The sequence below is a fragment of the Rouxiella sp. S1S-2 genome (assembly GCF_009208105.1).
Classification (GTDB): Bacteria; Pseudomonadota; Gammaproteobacteria; order Enterobacterales; family Enterobacteriaceae; genus Rouxiella.
The window spans coordinates 2,392,748-2,407,759 of the sequence record NZ_WFKL01000001.1; the positions used below are offsets into that span (position 1 = coordinate 2,392,748).

Here is a 15,012-nt window from a genome sequence, read left to right on the forward strand (position 1 = left end):
TCAGGGACAGCTAAAGCCCGGAAGCTGGAGGGGGTTACGAATGCTGTTGGCGGTGTATTCCAGTACCACCTGTCGCCCGCCGATGCTGAATCTCGCCAGATGACTGAGGCTGGTGTTACCCGGTGACAGTCTGGCCTTGCCGAACAGGCGATTAAGCGCCCACGGGCCGGAGGTCGAGAGCGTATCGGTGGTGCCGTCGGTTAACCCGAGCTGCATTCGCACCTGTCCGGTTTGCCCAGGACCCGGCCAACTCACCACCTGCGGCGTTTGTGGGCCGTGGCTGTAGCGCAACAGTTGTCCGTCAACGTCCAGCGTCAAATTAAGGATGTTGTTATCCATGCTGACTGGCGTGATAGTGACCCGATATGCCGGGGTGGTTGAACCGTTGGCAAAAAATGCGTCGCGGATCACCTGTGCCTGCTGAAAGGGGCGTAAAACTGACTCGCTGCCCGGCAGGCTTTTACCGTCTACGCCCGGTGCAAATCGCCAACTGGCGTGAGTGGTGTCCACCTTATTGGCCAGATTCTCACGAAAAAAGGTGTCCATCAGACCGGTTCCGGGCGCAAACATGCGGGCCAGATCGTCGGGCGTAACGTCGACCGATGCGCTGTGCACCAGCGGATAGCGACCGGCGATAGCCTGGCGGCAGAAACTGCCCACCTCAACACTGCTGCGTTTTTGCACGTTGACCATGTCGCGGCGCTGTGTGTCGCTGCTGGCACCGACCGCCAGCGAGAGCAGCATGGAGCGAAACGGCTCCGGCTCTCGACCCGCATCGGCCTGCATTCTTGAAATTACGTCGCCCAAAGGTGCCTGCATGCCACTGTTAGAGGCGTCTTGCACCGCCGTGAGATAGCTATACAGATCGTCGATGTCTTTTAACTGCTCGTCGAAAGGAATGGTTTTGCTTTTCTCATCGCTGAACTGTGCTTGCTCAATGATGGGCGCAAAATGGGCCATTACGCGCTGTTCGGGATCCTCCAGGTTACCGTCCTGCGCAGCCTTTCTGGCGCGAAACAGCGCCTGTAATGTTTGCGTGGCGGTATTGGTAAACATCGCGCTGCCTTTCTCAATCATCCCCTGCGTGCTTTTCTTTTCGGCCCGTTCCAGCGTGACGTTTCGACTAACGTTAATCATTAGATTACGCATTGGCGAGGTGCGCCCGGACAGCATGCGCGCGGTGTTTATGCGCTGGCTGAGGTCTGCAATGTGATTGAGTTGAATATCGCCGAGCAGCGCGTCCCAATGCGCGATAAAGTCGTCCATGTAAAGACGGCGCACGGTGTCTTCCATCTCTTTTTGCCCCACTGAATCCCCCTGGCGATTAAGTACCCAGACGTCATCCTGGCGAATGCTGGCGGTCACGCTGTCGATGCTTTTATTAAAGCCGTCCCAGTAACCCTTTGGCGTAAACAGCGTGGGAATACCGTTGGTAATGGGTTGGCCGCTCTTGCGTGAGAAGGCCAGCTCGGTTTGAGGTCCTCCGAGGTCAACCAGCGTGACAATACCAGTGTCATTGGACAGCAGCAGGCGCTTGAGTCGGCCATAAACCCGCTGCGCAACCGGTGCGCGATTAATCACATTTTGCTCGCGCAGTATCAACGCGTCGTCACGTTCAAACGGGGACGTGTTGATTTGCTCGTCCAGCAACTGTGCCAAGTGATAATCAATCTGTTTCAACTGCTCCTGCGTTACGCCTGCGGGCAGTTGGCGCTGGAGATTGAGCATAATCCAGGTACGCAGCAGCTTGCCGTCGTACTGTTTTGGCCTGTACAGCATTTGGTAGGCTTTCAGCGCCTCATAGCTGTAATCCACATCGCTGCCGTCGTCGCTGCGTAGCCAGCCGGTGACTTGCTGGGCGACAATCGGCAACAGCAGCTGTTTGAGGGCTTTTTGATACAGCGATTGCGAGGCGTCAATTACTGGGTCACCGCGATAAAGCCCGGCCTGCCAAGAATAGGGCGGGGAATTGACGTCGATTTTCGGCGTTTCCGGCAGATCTACCAAACGGCTTAACAGCGGCTGCAGCGTGTAAATATCGCTCTGGCTCAGCGGCGGCGGCAGCGCGCTTTGTGTTTCCACTGGCAGAACCTTAGCCTGCACCTCGGCAAGATACTGTTTGTTATGATGATAGCTTAGCAGCCACCAGGCCACGGCAATCAGTAAAAGCAGGGTCATCAGACCGTATCCCACCCAGTTAAACAGGCGATTGCGCACTTCCCACCAGCGATTGCTGCCTGCCAGTCCTGATTCCTGAAAAATCACCTTTTTCAGCAGCCCCTGCAGAAAGAAACTCCTGCCATGCGCGGCAGGAATAGGGTTGTCTGCATCAAGGTTCTGCCAGTCATTGCCCCGCGTATCGCTCGCCAGAGGCGGGAGGTTCAAGGCGCGATTGAGTTGGGCCATCACTCGGTCAAATGGCAGGCCTTCCTGGGTTGCGCTGGTGAAGTAAACGCCGCGTGGCCGCAGTGGACGTTCAAATCCAGAACCGGCAAACAGTACGCCGAGATACTGCTTCAGCACCGGTTGCAATGACAGAAACTCCTGCGGAAACAGATAGCTTTCGGCGCGTTTTTGGCTATCGTGCTCAACAATCATAATGTCGGACAGGCCGTCGTTCAGGCGCTGATGCAGACGGGAAAATTGCTGGTCAAATGCCTGTGGCAGATTTAACTCACTGTCGCGCCACGGCCAGGTGAAACCCCAAATCTGGTCACGCTGTTCTTTATTAAACTCGGAAAAGTAGGCGGTAAAACCTTTGAGCAAGTCACTTTTGGTGACCATGATGTAAACCGGAAACTGAATGCCCAGTTGTTCGTGCAGTTCGAGCAAGCGTTGACGCAGCGCGGTGGCTTGCGCATGGCGAGCCTGTTCCGACTCGCTGAGCAAATCGGCCACGCTGACGGTAACCATTACGCCGTTAATGGGCTGCCGCGCGCGGTATTTTTTAAGCAGCGACATAAAGCTGCGCCACTCTCCCGCATCCTGTTCGTGCTGACTTTCCTGCGTGGTGTAGCGACCCGCGGTGTCGAGCAAAATGGCCTCGTCGGTAAACCACCAGTCACAGTTGCGGGTTCCGCCTATGCCACGCAGTGCCGTTTTACCAAAGCGTTCGGCCAACGGGAAGTGCAGACCCGAGTTGACCAGCGCCGTTGTTTTACCCGCGCCCGGTGCGCCAATGATGATGTACCACGGCAGCTGATAGAGATATTGGCGGCTGAAATACTGCATCCACATCGGCCATTTACGCGCTTTAGGATCCACAAAACGGGCTTTTTTCAGTAATTGGGTCGCTTCGCTAAAGCGTTCAGCAAGCAGCTTCTGTTCAGGATTGTCTTCAATCGGGGCCGCTTCTTCCGGCGCGTTATGGCTTGACTCAAGCCTTCTGACCAAACGACGGTTCTGCCACGAACGCCACAGGCGCGGCACCAGGCGAAAGCTCAGCCACAGCAGATAAAGCACCAGTACGGCAGCAAAGCGATTGAATTCGGACTCCAGCGGACGGTAATCGCCAATCGATACCAGCGGACCGATGCTCCAGACCATGACGCAAATCGCCGTAATGCCGACAAAACCCCACAATAGCCTGCTGGTGATAATGGATAATAAAGTTCTCAACATTGCGGGAAATTTCCTTATCGCAAACTATTCAGTTCGGTCTGAGTTTGTTTTGGTGCCACCATTAGCGTTATTTCTACCCGGCGATTGCGGGCGCGGTTGTCGGCCGTGGTGTTGGGCGCGAGCGGGTCGTTTTCACCACGCCCCTCGGCGCGAATGCGGCTCGGGTTGTTAAGGTTGCCGCCCAGCAATTGCTGAACCGACTGCGCACGCGCCAGCGACAGCTCATAGTTGGAGCTGAAGCGGTGGCTTTTAATGGGGACGTTATCCGTGTAACCGGTGATAAGAATTTGCCCGCTGACGTTGTCCATCGCCTGTGCAATACGTTCAATAACCGGTAAATACTGTAGGTGGACATTGGTGGAGGCTGAATCAAACAGGCCATCGCCGCGCAGGATAACCACGCTTTTATCCGACTCGTCACGCACGGTAACCAGCCCTTGGGCAATTTCTTTACTCAAGAATCGGCGCAAATCGAGCGGCGTTTCCAGCGGCTTCGCCGGATGCGGGATATCAATTTGCGGCAGATTAATTTGATAAATAGCCGAAAGCACCGGGCTGGTGAACTGCCCCAGCCGCAGATTAAGGCCGATGTAGAACAGGCAGCCTATAAGCGCCATCAGCGCTGCCCAGGCCCACACCGGGATAAGCGGTCGCCAGAGTTTTTGCTGCACCGGCTCGTCGGTCGGCTGCCCAGAAAGGGGAGGCGCATAGCCACCGCGCACCGTACGGATAACCTGTAGCAGCCGCTGCTTCATCGTTTCAAGCTGGGAGCGGCCGTTTTCCAGTATCCGATAGCGCCCCTCAAAGCCCAGCAGTAGGCAAACATTGATCAGTTCAAGCAGGTAAATGTGCTCCTGCGGATTTTGTGAAAGCTTGGCCAGCAGTTGAAAAAACTTCTCGCCGCCCCAGGTTTCATTGTGGAAGGTCACCAGCAAACCGCTGCGCGGCCAAACGTTACGACTGCCCCACGGCGTGAGCGACGCCGCTTCATCGAGCGCAGTGCACAAACAATAGCGCGCGCCAATAATCACTTCATACGGCAGACGTGCCTGCTGGCAGCGCACTTCGAAGCGGCGTACCTCGTCGATCAACTGGCCGCGCAGGGTATCGGGGCTGTCGTGGGTAGCCGAATGGCGAATGTGTGGAATCGCGTTAAGCAGCGGATTTGCCACCGAGACCAGGGGATTAATTCCGGCATTGAGTGGTGCGGCGGCGTCAGTGTCCGAACCGTTTGTCATAGCGTTTGGCTGTGTCATGAAAATGTGAAAGTCCTATTCAGACGCGCAGATTGCGCAAAGCCCAAAGTTGCATGTCCAGTCCGGGGAAATCTCCGGCCAGATGCAGGGCAAAAGCTTCAGATTTTTCCATTTGCCGCCAGAGATCGCCGCTTTTTTCCAGCTCAAAATAGAGATAGCCGGCGTGCCAGGGGATCTGGCGCGGGGCAGCAGGCATGGCGCGCAGCGTGATCCCCGGCAATTGGAGCTGAACCAGGTCACGGATGCGGGTCACCGGTGCAATCTTCATCTGTGCCGGGAAGTGAGTCATTAATGTTTCGCTGGACACGTCGGCACGCACTGCCAGCACAAAGCCGAGTTCGCGGATCATGTTGACGTCGGAAACGGTGGCGACAAACAGCCCGTGTGAGCGCTCGGTCAGCGTCAGCTGCTGCGCATTTTCTTCCATGACCAACGACAGCCCTTGACGGAGATGAATCATTAATTTGCCAAAACTCCAGGCCAGATTGTCATGGTCATAAACCGGCAGGGTATCGCCTGGCGTACGGGTTGCCGACCAGGTAGAAAGCTCGGTGGCAAATTGCAACCATTCACTGAACAGGCGCTCGGGATGCAGCTGAGGCAGATGACGACCGTGCGTAATTTGTCCGATGTGACGATTGATAAGCGCCAGCAGCATGAAGTCGATCATTTCCGAATTTCCGCCACGACCGGCCTGCTGCAGCCGCTGGCTCATTTGTTCGCTGCGCTGGTTGAGCACGCCGTGTAAATCATTAATAAAGGCAGTTATCTGCGGCGCAGCCTGAGTATTGAGCACCGGGGGAATAAACTGTGGGTCAAGTTTCAAGGCGCGGTCGGTGTGACGTCCGCTGATGCGCGCGACGCCAACCGCCGTCCATTCTGCATTCAGGTCGCTTTCAAGCATCAAACGAAAGCGCAGTTTGCCAAACTGCATGGCTGCGGTACCCACCGATGAGGCATTGAGGTCATCGACCTCGTTTTCAAAGGTTACCAGGCGTGCCAGTGAATCAGCTGATTCATTAAAAATGACTTCATTACGGCCGCTGCGGCACTCCGGTAGTGCCAGAACCACGTTGACGTCGCTCTGATTCTCGGGCAGCGCGAGCGGTGCGGGGCCATTCTCAGCGCCAGTAATAGTAAACGGGGTGCCATCGGGCATGATGCCAGTGGCGGTATTGATAGCCAGCTTGCCCTGTTGCAGCAGTGAGGCGTCAAGCTCAAGTGACATGAATCCCCAGTAATAGGGCGTTTGTATTTTTCCCCAGCTGCGGCTGTAGGCCTCAAGCCAGCGTTCTGATTGTTGAAAATGGTGGGGGCGCAAAAACATCCCTTCGGTCCATATCACCTTATCTGCTGTTTTCATTCGACCTTCCATCAATCAGGATTAGTTTTTGTCTTGCTGAATGCTTAAACCACTGCCGGTGGCAATAACGTGTGCCTTCATTTCGTCGGCCGAGATTTGCCAGAACTTATAGAAATTGGTGCTTTTGGGTTGCGGCAGTGGCAGAGATATTCGCCACTTTTTGCCGTTGATGCTCTGATATTCGGCGATAATACCGAGATAGTGCGCGTCCAGCGGTGGCTGACCGGTTAGCGTGTGCATTGGTTGGCCCTGCGTCAGGAAAAACTGACCGGTGTCGAGCAGGTTGCTGCCCAGCAAGTTGGTGGCTTGAGTTTGCAGCGAGTAAAAATCGGCGGACATAAAGTCGGCATCGGATTTAAGCAACAGCACGCGAACTTTGAGTGGGGCACCGGCGTTGGTGGCCGCTGTGGTGTCCATTTGCAGCCGATAATTGGCGGGCACCTCGTGCGAAGATGACATGCAGCCTGCCAGCAGCAAGGGCAGCAGCGCACCAGCCAAGCGTGCGCCAACGGAGAGTTTGATCATCATTACCGCCCTGATAACTATTTAATAACCCAGGTAGCCGAGCTTCCCTTACGACAGGCCTGACTTCCGCCGTCTACCTTCACGCACTGCTTTTGCGCCACGTGCTGCCGATGTTGGGCCACAACACCGTCATACAGGTCACTTTTTACTGCTGATTTGAGTGGCGCATAACCAATAAGTTGATGATCTGCCCGGTCGGAAACAGCCAGCCAGTCGCTTTCGGCAATGCCCAGCACCTCAATGTGTTCGCCATTAGCAATGTATTTAATTAACTTGCCTTGGTAGCCCGGGCTGCTCATTACCGACGTGGTGTACAGCGTGCGATAGTCGAGATTAAGCGGCGTAAAGGTTGTAGGAGGTTGAACAATGTGACGATAGGTCAAGGTCATGCCGCTGATTTTGCTGCTGATAATTGTGTCGTCGGTGGGTGCCTGGCAACCTGCCAGCGCAAAGAGTAAAGACAAGCTTATGATTTTTTTCAAAAATCCCTCTCTTACATTAATGTGTAGTCTGGCGGTTTCAAGTGGCAAGAATCATTAAAATATGCTGACTTGGCGTAATACGCGCGCCGACGGCATTGGTCGAATTTTGCAGTGTTGTACTGGTCATGCGCGTGACCGGTGAACCCTGTATCAGCACGGTGACCGAACCGGTGGTATGACGCGAAGGACCCATAAAAGTGCTGGATATCACGCCGCCGTCTGTACCGGCTTCATCACCGTTGGTGATAGGCGTAAGAGTCATCAAGTTATGTGCGGGCATATTCTCGATCAGAATATTGTTAGCGCGCGGTATAGCGGTGCTGCCCAAGGCGATGTTGGTAAAAGTAACGGGTACTGGGGTTTTACAGACGTCGGGCAACGCCTGATCAGTACCGCCGCACTGGCAGTTGGCAAACATAATGGCTCCTGTTTTCCCCAAAAGGGCTGTACTTGACTCACCGAGCCAAATTTCAGCCCATATGTATCTGTTTGGCATCAACCTTGGTCAGCGTTTTGCTGGAGATGAGGGTGGTGTGAGCGTGCATGCGAGTAAATTGTTCGACTCTGACGTCGAGCTGGCCCGCGCGTACCTGCTCAAGCTGCGTGGTTTTTCGCAGCAGGCGATGGCTGATTTGAGTCATACTTTGCCACACAGTTTCACAGCATTTTCCCATCACACGGCTGACGTTGACCCAAGCGGAAAGAGTTTTGCCTCGGTAGTTCATATTGCCGACCTGGCACTCGCCCTCTTCGGCGTTGAGAACAAACTGCCGACTGCTCAGCGACAGCGTGTCGGAAGACGCAATATGTAGCGAGCCTTCAACGCTTATCACCGCCGGTTGCTGCTTATCGGCGCGAGTTAGTATCGCCAGCAGCCAAAGCTGTTCGCCGCAGTTGGCGAGCAGCACGCTGTCATCGATTTGTGGCGCGAGCAGGCAGCTTGCGGCGCGCTGGCAAATCCAGCCACGACCTTCGCTGTGCACCAGCACCGAACCATCGGGCTTTATCTCCCGCACTTGCCCTGAGGTTTGGGCCGGCAAGGCAGGGGAGACAAAAGGTTGTTTAACGGCAAGACTCATGGCAATTACCTTGTGATGTTGTTCGACGCACGGCTACTGCGCCAGTCCTGTGCGGCAAAAAGGGCTTCATCTTTTTCAATAATGCCGCTTCGCGATGAGAACTGTGCCTCGTCCTGTTGGGCGCGGTGAAAGCGGCTGCGAATGAAATGCGCCTCGCGAAAATCGGCCTTACTGACGTCGGCATTTGAAAAATCGCTGTTGCCCAGCTCGCAGTGATTAAAACGCGCCCCGCGGGCCTGGCAGTTTTGCATGACCGCCTGAAACAACCGGGCGTCGCTAAAGTCACTGCCGGTCAGCACGGCGGCGGAAAAGACAGCCTGACTAAACTGTCCGCGCTGGCATACGGCTTCACGTAGATTGGCACCGGGAAACAGAGCCTGTGCGGCGTTGACGTCACACAAGTTCGCCTGTTGTAATGAGGCTTGGCTAAAGTTGCACTGGGCCAGCGTGGCATGTGAGAAATCAACCTGGTCGAGTTTATTCTCGGTAAACTGGCAGCCGGTAAAGTCCTGTCCGCTGTAAACATTTTCACGATGATCACAGCGAAAGAACACGCTGCGCACAAACGTGCTGTCTCGGAGGGGGGTGGTGCGAAAGTCCAGATTCATGAAGGTGCCTTGCTGGCAATCAACGTCGCTAAAATCGGCCCCACGCACTGACGTATCAATAAATCCGCTTTTCTCTAAGCAGGCAAAATTGAAACGACTTTCTTCCAATGAACCCTCGTTGAACTGAGTATTTAAGTGAATTGAGGAATCAAAATCACCTTCCTCAAGCTGACATTGGTTAAACAGACAGTCCTGAAAAACGCATTCAGCAAAGTTTGCACCTGTCATGCTGCACTGGTTAAACAGTGTTTCCTTCAGGTTCGCCGTGCTAAATATGGCGCCGTTTAACGTGCACTCGCTAAATTGCGTATCGTGCAAATTACAGCCAATGAAATTGGCAGCGGTAAAATTGATGTCGATAAAACAGCCGCCCGAGAGGTCAAGTCCGATGAGGGACAGGGCGTCCAACTGTGCATTTTCAATAATTTCGCCTTGCTTGATGGCCTGCACCAGACTCGCTGCGCTGTAAAGCTTCATACCTGCTCCTTGTCGCGGCGCGGCAGCGTTTTTATGCCATCGGTATAAGCATCATCAAACAGGGTACCGCCTTCACTAACCGACTGCGACAGGTCGGCGCGAAACAGGTTGCAGCCGCGAAGGTCACAGTCGGTGAGTATACTTTTTTGCATTAGTGCGCCAATCAGTGTGCTGTCGGTTAGCGCTGCGCCGCGAAAGTCAGTACGAATAAACAGGCACTCGCTCGCCGTCACCCATTGCATTTTTGCGTTGTGCAACGTCGCTTCGCTAAAGTCGCAATTGTGCAGACTCGCCTGAGAAAAATCGGCTTCAGTCAGGACTAGCTGACGCAGGTTGCATTCGACTAATTGCGCCTGGCGAAAATAGGCCGCCAGCAGCGTTGTGCCTGAGACGAAGGCGCACTGATTCAGACGAGCGGCGTGGAAATTGACCTTGGGAGCCGTGCAAGTGACCAAGGTGACGCCGCTGAGGGTAGTTTTTTGCAAGTTCAATCCGCTAATTTCGCACTCAACAAACGAGGTTTGCTTCAGCGTGGCGCCGCTAAAATCTAAGTCGTCGAGCGTTAACTGCATAAACAAACACTGGTCTATCGCACTCTCATGAAAGCGGCAGTGGGCCAGTGTGGCCTGATTAATCATTAAATCCTTAAGCAGCGCGCGGTCGAAAATACAATGTTCAAGCAGGGCATCTTCTAACTGAATATCTTGCAGACTTGCGCCTGAGAAGTCAGTGTTAACACACTGCGCCAGCGAGAGATTAGCCCCATCAAACAGCGCCGATTTCGCAGAAGTATGATGCAGTTCAACGCGTACTAGCACGGCATGGCGAAAATCTGCTTCATCAAGAAGGCAGTGGCTAAAATCAACGTTCTCAAGCAGCGCCGAAGAAAAATCGGCACCCCGCAGGTCCATATCCGAAAGGTCAGCGGCGGTAAAATCCTGTCCGCTGAAATCGCCATCGTCGTTCATGATCGCCTGTACTCGCTGGCGCAGCCGCAGTGATTGAGCAGGAAGTGGACGTCTCGGTGCATTTTGATGCTGTGCCGACAGCTGATAAGTCTGATAAATAGCCGATGTGCTCTGGGCAAATTTTTTATCGCTGACGCCGAGCAGTAGACGATTCCTTTGCAACATCTGCTGCTGATGATGGTAATTTTCTGCGCCGCCCGGCAGGTCTTGATGGTCAGGAAGCACGTGCTCGGCGCGGTCGAGCGCTTCATCATACATGGACTCAAGCCGCTGCTGACTCTGTTCGGCCTCATGCTCCAGGCGCATGATGTAATCGTATAAGTCTTCGTTCTGCCTCGGACCCGGTCTTTGCGACACCGGCACTAATTGGTCGATGTCCATGCCTTGTTGCAGCAGCCTTTCTCGCTGTTGTTCTCTGATAACATTTTCACGATTGAGAATATTGTCTTTCATCGGGCTTTGCTGCAGCGGTAACTCCATGTCACCCCAAGCGCCGATAGCGCTTTCGGGCAGTAGATCCTTTTCACGGTAGCTCAGCAAAATCGCATGCTCGGCCTCGGTGCGCTGTTGCAATACCTTGCGATAATGGTTGGTCGAGCGCGCCTGCCCGCGCTGCTCGAGAGCAGGCATCAGGGTCAGCACGTCTGCAGCATCATCTTGGTTAATTCGTGCGCTGCCGTGCCAAATCAACACCATCTGTTGCCGATGCGGGAAGAAATGCACCGTAGTGTGCCGCAGTATAATCTCCTCAAACAGCACCTCGCCTTGGCGCTGGCGTTGCATAAAACAACGGGCTTGCCACAGCGGCAGATTACCTTCCAGCCGAGGAAAATGCGGGTGCATATTTTCAATCGACCACGCCGCGCCCGCCGGAAGCTCGGGCTGCTCAAACCACTGATCGCTCTCGGCGTTGTTAAAAGCGCGCCAGTCGATGTCGCGCGCAAAACCTGGATACTCGTGCTGCTGCCACTCCTGGTCATACTCTTGCCCCATCAGCCTTGCGCGGCGGGGTTCTGAGAGCGGCAGTGCATCAAAGCTTGCAGGAGTGGAAGTGTCTTGCGGTTGTTGAACACGGTGCGAAATGTGTTCCACATTTGGCAGGCGTTGCGGGTTTTCTACATAAGCATGACCGCCAAAGGTATGCGCCCAGTCAAGAGGAATACTCTCAAACGGTTGAGGCGTGGAGGCTTTATCATCCTGCCAATAACGGTCGCCACTAACGTGGAGCGCTTTGCTCAGCTCAGCCAAATTAATTCTTGCGATTGACTGATTTTTCACCCCTAATTTCGTGTCAGGCCAGGCAAAACCGGTCGCCAGAAACTCGGCGTTTGACTTAGGTAAGCCATAATCTAGCACGCCACCGCTGGATTTTAGCTCTTGGGCAGCAAGCTGCCACAGCTCCTGATCCGGCCGCAGCTTGGGCGTTGCGCTCATATCGGCCAGTGCTAAAACGGAAATACCCAGATGATGCTGACGTTGCCAGCGGTAGGGACGCTGAATCAATCCCAGACGCAAAGGTTTTATAATTTTCATAAATTACCTGCAAAGTGCGGGTTAACCCGAGCAAGAAATAGCGCTATCTATTTCCCCGAGTACCTTTATTGCCCTTATTCCCTTTGTTACCTTTGTCTCCCTTATCGCCTTTGTCGCCTTTATCGCCTTTGTCACCTTGGTCGCCCTTATCGCCCTTATCGCCCTTATCGCCTTTATCGCCTTTGTCACCTTGGTCGCCCTTATCGCCCTTATCGCCTTTGTCACCTTGGTCTCCTTTCGGACCCGCAGGGCCCGGTTCAGGTTCGGCAGGTGGCGATTCGGGCTTGGTGGCCTGACCGCCTTCGTCTTTGAATTTTGTTTCAGCATCGCTGTCTTTCTTGCGCGCGTCCTTTTTATCAAGCTTGGTTTTGTCTTTGCGGTAAGCCTGCTTGTCTTTGAGATCTTTAATTTTTGACTGTATTTCAGTCAGTGCTGATGATTCACCCTCTGCCGGCATGGCACCTGAATTAATCGACATCAGCATGGTGCGAATTTGATAAAATGGGACTTGGGTAAAACGTTTGGTGTCGGACTTATAATCGACAATTGTTTTGGTGCGTGACAGATAGGTGTAACCCATGGCGACACCCTTAATACCAAAATCGCTGGTTGTTGCGGTCACAGATGAAATGGAATTAATCGTACCGTTGAGGCCATTGACCGACAGGCCAATGCCGGTGGCGGAGAAACTGGCGCCGGTTGTCACCCAATATGACCCGCGGGAGGTGTGATTGGTGGTCGGTGCCGTTACCGAAACGGTATCGTCACTGGTTATCTCAATTTTGCCCGGCGACCAAATTTTGATTGCTTCATCGCTGGTGGAGGCGGAATAGAGTTTTACATTGTCTTTGGCGGAGACGTTGAGGTTTTTTTGCGAATGAAGATCCAGGGTTTCTTCGCCTTCGGCGTCGTCGAAATAGAGATAACTGCCGTTAGTGACTTCCGTGCTGCCCTTGCTACGACTCCAGATGCCTGATTTAGTTTCTGACCATTCACCGGCGACCGCCTCTGTGCCATCGCTGGAGGTTACCGCGATCGGTAGTGTGTGCAAATTATTGAAAACACGGCCAATGATTAAAGGTGCATGCGGATCGCCGTTAATAAAATCAACGATTACCTCTTCGCCAACGCGTGGAACCTGATAGCTGCCGTACTGATTTCCGGCCCAGGCGCTGGAAACGCGCAGCCAGCAGGAGTAAAGCTCTTGCTCGTTTTCAGGTTTGTACCAGAGAAATTTCACTTTCACCCGACCGTATTGGTCGGTTGAAATTGTTTCATCACCCGTGCCGGGATCCTTAACCACCATAGCCGTCTGCGGACCATTGGTGCGCGGCCAGGACGTTACGCGCTGAGAGCGGTAGTTGACGGTGGCCGGGATGACTGAAAATACGAAGCGATGCTCGTTGGTGTCTTCGTCGTTGGTGGCGTAGCTGTTTTCAGTCAGCGTGTAGGTTACCTCGGTTATCAGGAACTCCTTACCCTCATCACTGGCGCGCGGGGCTTTTGACAGCGTAAAGGTGTACCCCGGCGCAAGACCAAATGCATCACCTTCACCGTAGTTTTTAGCCTGAAGGGCGACATATTCCTGCTGCCTGATTTTTGTATATTGGGTGCCATCAGCTGGCTCGGCGTAGTGCCCCGGCCATTCTGTACGCGTTGCCGTGTTGCCCGCCTGAGATTGACTTATTTGGCCGGTAGACGAGAGATCAGCGTCTGATTTCAGGTAATTATAATCATCATGTCGATACATACTCGGGCTGATAGATTCGGTGACATGCCAAGTATCAATGCTCTCTTCATTGACGTAGAGTCCGCTGCTCGCCTGATGATATTCGATGGTTGAATAACCGGTAAACGGCTCATGGGCGGTGGGCGAGTCTGCTAGCACAAGAGTTTGGCTATCCATCTGATGTGTAAAGTAAAAGTACATCCCTTCATGTTCCATCAGACGGCTGATAAATTCGAATATAGACTCCTGATATTGAACGCAGTATTCCCATACGCGGTAAGTGCCACTGAGTTTATCTTCAAAGGTGATATTAAATTCACCGAGCAGCGCGGTGATAATTTCTTTGACTGATTTGTTCTCCCAGATACGAAAACCATAGTTTTGCGTCAAGTACCAAAGGTTCGGGCGTACCGTTGCCCGGTAAACGTAATATTGCTCTAGATGCGGCTCATGACCCACAAAATCCATACGCGTAACAATGCCGCTGAGATAGCGAGTTGTGAACGGATTGGGCCGCAATTCCAATGTAAGCGGTTGGCCTAATAGTCCTTTGATATCAATTGAATTGTCAGTGCTGAGTAATTCAATGTTGAATTCATAACAGCCTGATAATATTTCTCTTCCAGACATGGATTTAAATAATAAACCACTGCCGAGAGACGTGTGTGCAATGACAACGCGATCCATAGAAAATGATATCCTTCAGGCATAGCTACCGCACGACTGCGGAGAAATAAAATCTCTTTAGCTCGATTGAAATAAAACGATTTCATTGATTACTAAATCTTGACATTGCCTTTACAAATAATCGATCCGCATAATTTGATCAAGATAGGAATTGTCCTAAAGGTTACTATTCTTCTTATGTATTATTTTTATTACAAGATACAAGCAGGTTTTTTAAATAAAAACCCAAGACAACATTCTATGTAAACCATTGATTTTAATTAATTAAATTGATTAAATTTTAGGATTGTTTTTTATTTAATTAACAGGTTGTGAATTTAAATTATTTTTATGATGTTTGATCTTGTGTGGTTGCTTTTGTGCTTTTTTTAAGGGTTTGGAATAAATTTTTTATTTATTTATTTTGATTTCATGAGTGGATAGTTTCTTCTTGTTACTAAGTTTAGTCGTCGAATTTATTAACTTTTCTTATGACGTGCAATAAGGATTAATTTATCCATAACTGAGGGTGAATTTACCTATTTATACGTATAAATGGATGTTGTTACTTTTGTAATAATTATTTATGCGCATAAATAAGGGTGTTGCGTCGGGTGGGGAACTGATTTGTAAATATTTTTATCTGCGTGAGTTTAATTCATTTGCACAATGAGTGAATTTCAAATAAGTATTTAGGTAATACTA

The 15,012-nt window shown here is 52.4% G+C and carries 10 protein-coding genes; all 10 read right to left on the reverse strand.

What is annotated here, in order from left to right; translation table 11 throughout:
* The 10 genes from tssM to GA565_RS11395 are packed head-to-tail and all read right to left on the reverse strand — an operon-like array spanning position 1 to position 14,328.
* Positions 1 to 3,621: a type VI secretion system membrane subunit TssM gene (tssM, locus tag GA565_RS11350; protein ID WP_152198541.1), complete on the reverse strand. Its 3,621-nt coding sequence runs from the start codon at positions 3,619 to 3,621 to the stop codon at positions 1 to 3.
* Between the two features lie 14 nt (positions 3,622 to 3,635).
* A complete protein-coding gene (locus tag GA565_RS11355) occupies positions 3,636 to 4,877 on the reverse strand; it encodes a DotU family type VI secretion system protein (protein ID WP_226950951.1) in 1,242 nt (413 codons plus the stop codon).
* Between the two features lie 19 nt (positions 4,878 to 4,896).
* Positions 4,897 to 6,240: a type VI secretion system baseplate subunit TssK gene (gene tssK, locus GA565_RS11360; protein ID WP_152198542.1), complete on the reverse strand. Its 1,344-nt coding sequence runs from the start codon at positions 6,238 to 6,240 to the stop codon at positions 4,897 to 4,899.
* 21 nt (positions 6,241 to 6,261) lie between these two features.
* On the reverse strand, positions 6,262 to 6,765 hold the full coding sequence (gene tssJ / locus GA565_RS11365; RefSeq protein WP_152201440.1) for a type VI secretion system lipoprotein TssJ: 504 nt from the start codon (positions 6,763 to 6,765) through the stop codon (positions 6,262 to 6,264).
* 17 nt (positions 6,766 to 6,782) lie between these two features.
* Positions 6,783 to 7,247 (reverse strand): SH3 domain-containing protein, encoded by a 465-nt coding sequence (locus tag GA565_RS11370; protein WP_152198543.1) that lies wholly within the window; start codon positions 7,245 to 7,247, stop codon positions 6,783 to 6,785.
* A gap of 37 nt (positions 7,248 to 7,284) precedes the next feature.
* Positions 7,285 to 7,665, reverse strand: coding sequence for a DUF4150 domain-containing protein (locus GA565_RS11375; RefSeq protein WP_152198544.1), 381 nt, complete (start codon positions 7,663 to 7,665; stop codon positions 7,285 to 7,287).
* Positions 7,666 to 7,717: 52 nt separating this feature from the next.
* Entirely contained in the window at positions 7,718 to 8,326 is a 609-nt protein-coding gene (locus GA565_RS11380) for a DUF3540 domain-containing protein (RefSeq protein WP_152198545.1), read from the reverse strand.
* Between the two features lie 5 nt (positions 8,327 to 8,331).
* On the reverse strand, positions 8,332 to 9,411 hold the full coding sequence (locus GA565_RS11385) for a pentapeptide repeat-containing protein (protein ID WP_152198546.1): 1,080 nt from the start codon (positions 9,409 to 9,411) through the stop codon (positions 8,332 to 8,334).
* A complete protein-coding gene (locus GA565_RS11390) occupies positions 9,408 to 11,912 on the reverse strand; it encodes a DUF2169 domain-containing protein (RefSeq protein ID WP_152198547.1) in 2,505 nt (834 codons plus the stop codon). Before GA565_RS11390 ends, GA565_RS11385 begins: the two co-directional genes overlap by 4 nt.
* A gap of 43 nt (positions 11,913 to 11,955) precedes the next feature.
* Positions 11,956 to 14,328 (reverse strand): type VI secretion system Vgr family protein, encoded by a 2,373-nt coding sequence (locus GA565_RS11395; RefSeq protein ID WP_152198548.1) that lies wholly within the window; start codon positions 14,326 to 14,328, stop codon positions 11,956 to 11,958.
* Positions 14,329 to 15,012 lie beyond the last annotated feature (684 nt).

Coding starts and splice junctions, on each gene's coding strand:
- tssM (WP_152198541.1), bottom strand. CDS start 3,621: ATGTTGAGAACTTTATTATCCATTATCACCAGCAGGCTATTGTGGGGT.
- GA565_RS11355 (WP_226950951.1), bottom strand. CDS start 4,877: ATGACACAGCCAAACGCTATGACAAACGGTTCGGACACTGACGCCGCC.
- tssK (WP_152198542.1), bottom strand. CDS start 6,240: ATGAAAACAGCAGATAAGGTGATATGGACCGAAGGGATGTTTTTGCGC.
- tssJ (WP_152201440.1), bottom strand. CDS start 6,765: ATGATCAAACTCTCCGTTGGCGCACGCTTGGCTGGTGCGCTGCTGCCC.
- GA565_RS11375 (WP_152198544.1), bottom strand. CDS start 7,665: ATGTTTGCCAACTGCCAGTGCGGCGGTACTGATCAGGCGTTGCCCGAC.
- GA565_RS11380 (WP_152198545.1), bottom strand. CDS start 8,326: ATGAGTCTTGCCGTTAAACAACCTTTTGTCTCCCCTGCCTTGCCGGCC.
- GA565_RS11385 (WP_152198546.1), bottom strand. CDS start 9,411: ATGAAGCTTTACAGCGCAGCGAGTCTGGTGCAGGCCATCAAGCAAGGC.
- GA565_RS11390 (WP_152198547.1), bottom strand. CDS start 11,912: ATGAAAATTATAAAACCTTTGCGTCTGGGATTGATTCAGCGTCCCTAC.
- GA565_RS11395 (WP_152198548.1), bottom strand. CDS start 14,328: ATGGATCGCGTTGTCATTGCACACACGTCTCTCGGCAGTGGTTTATTA.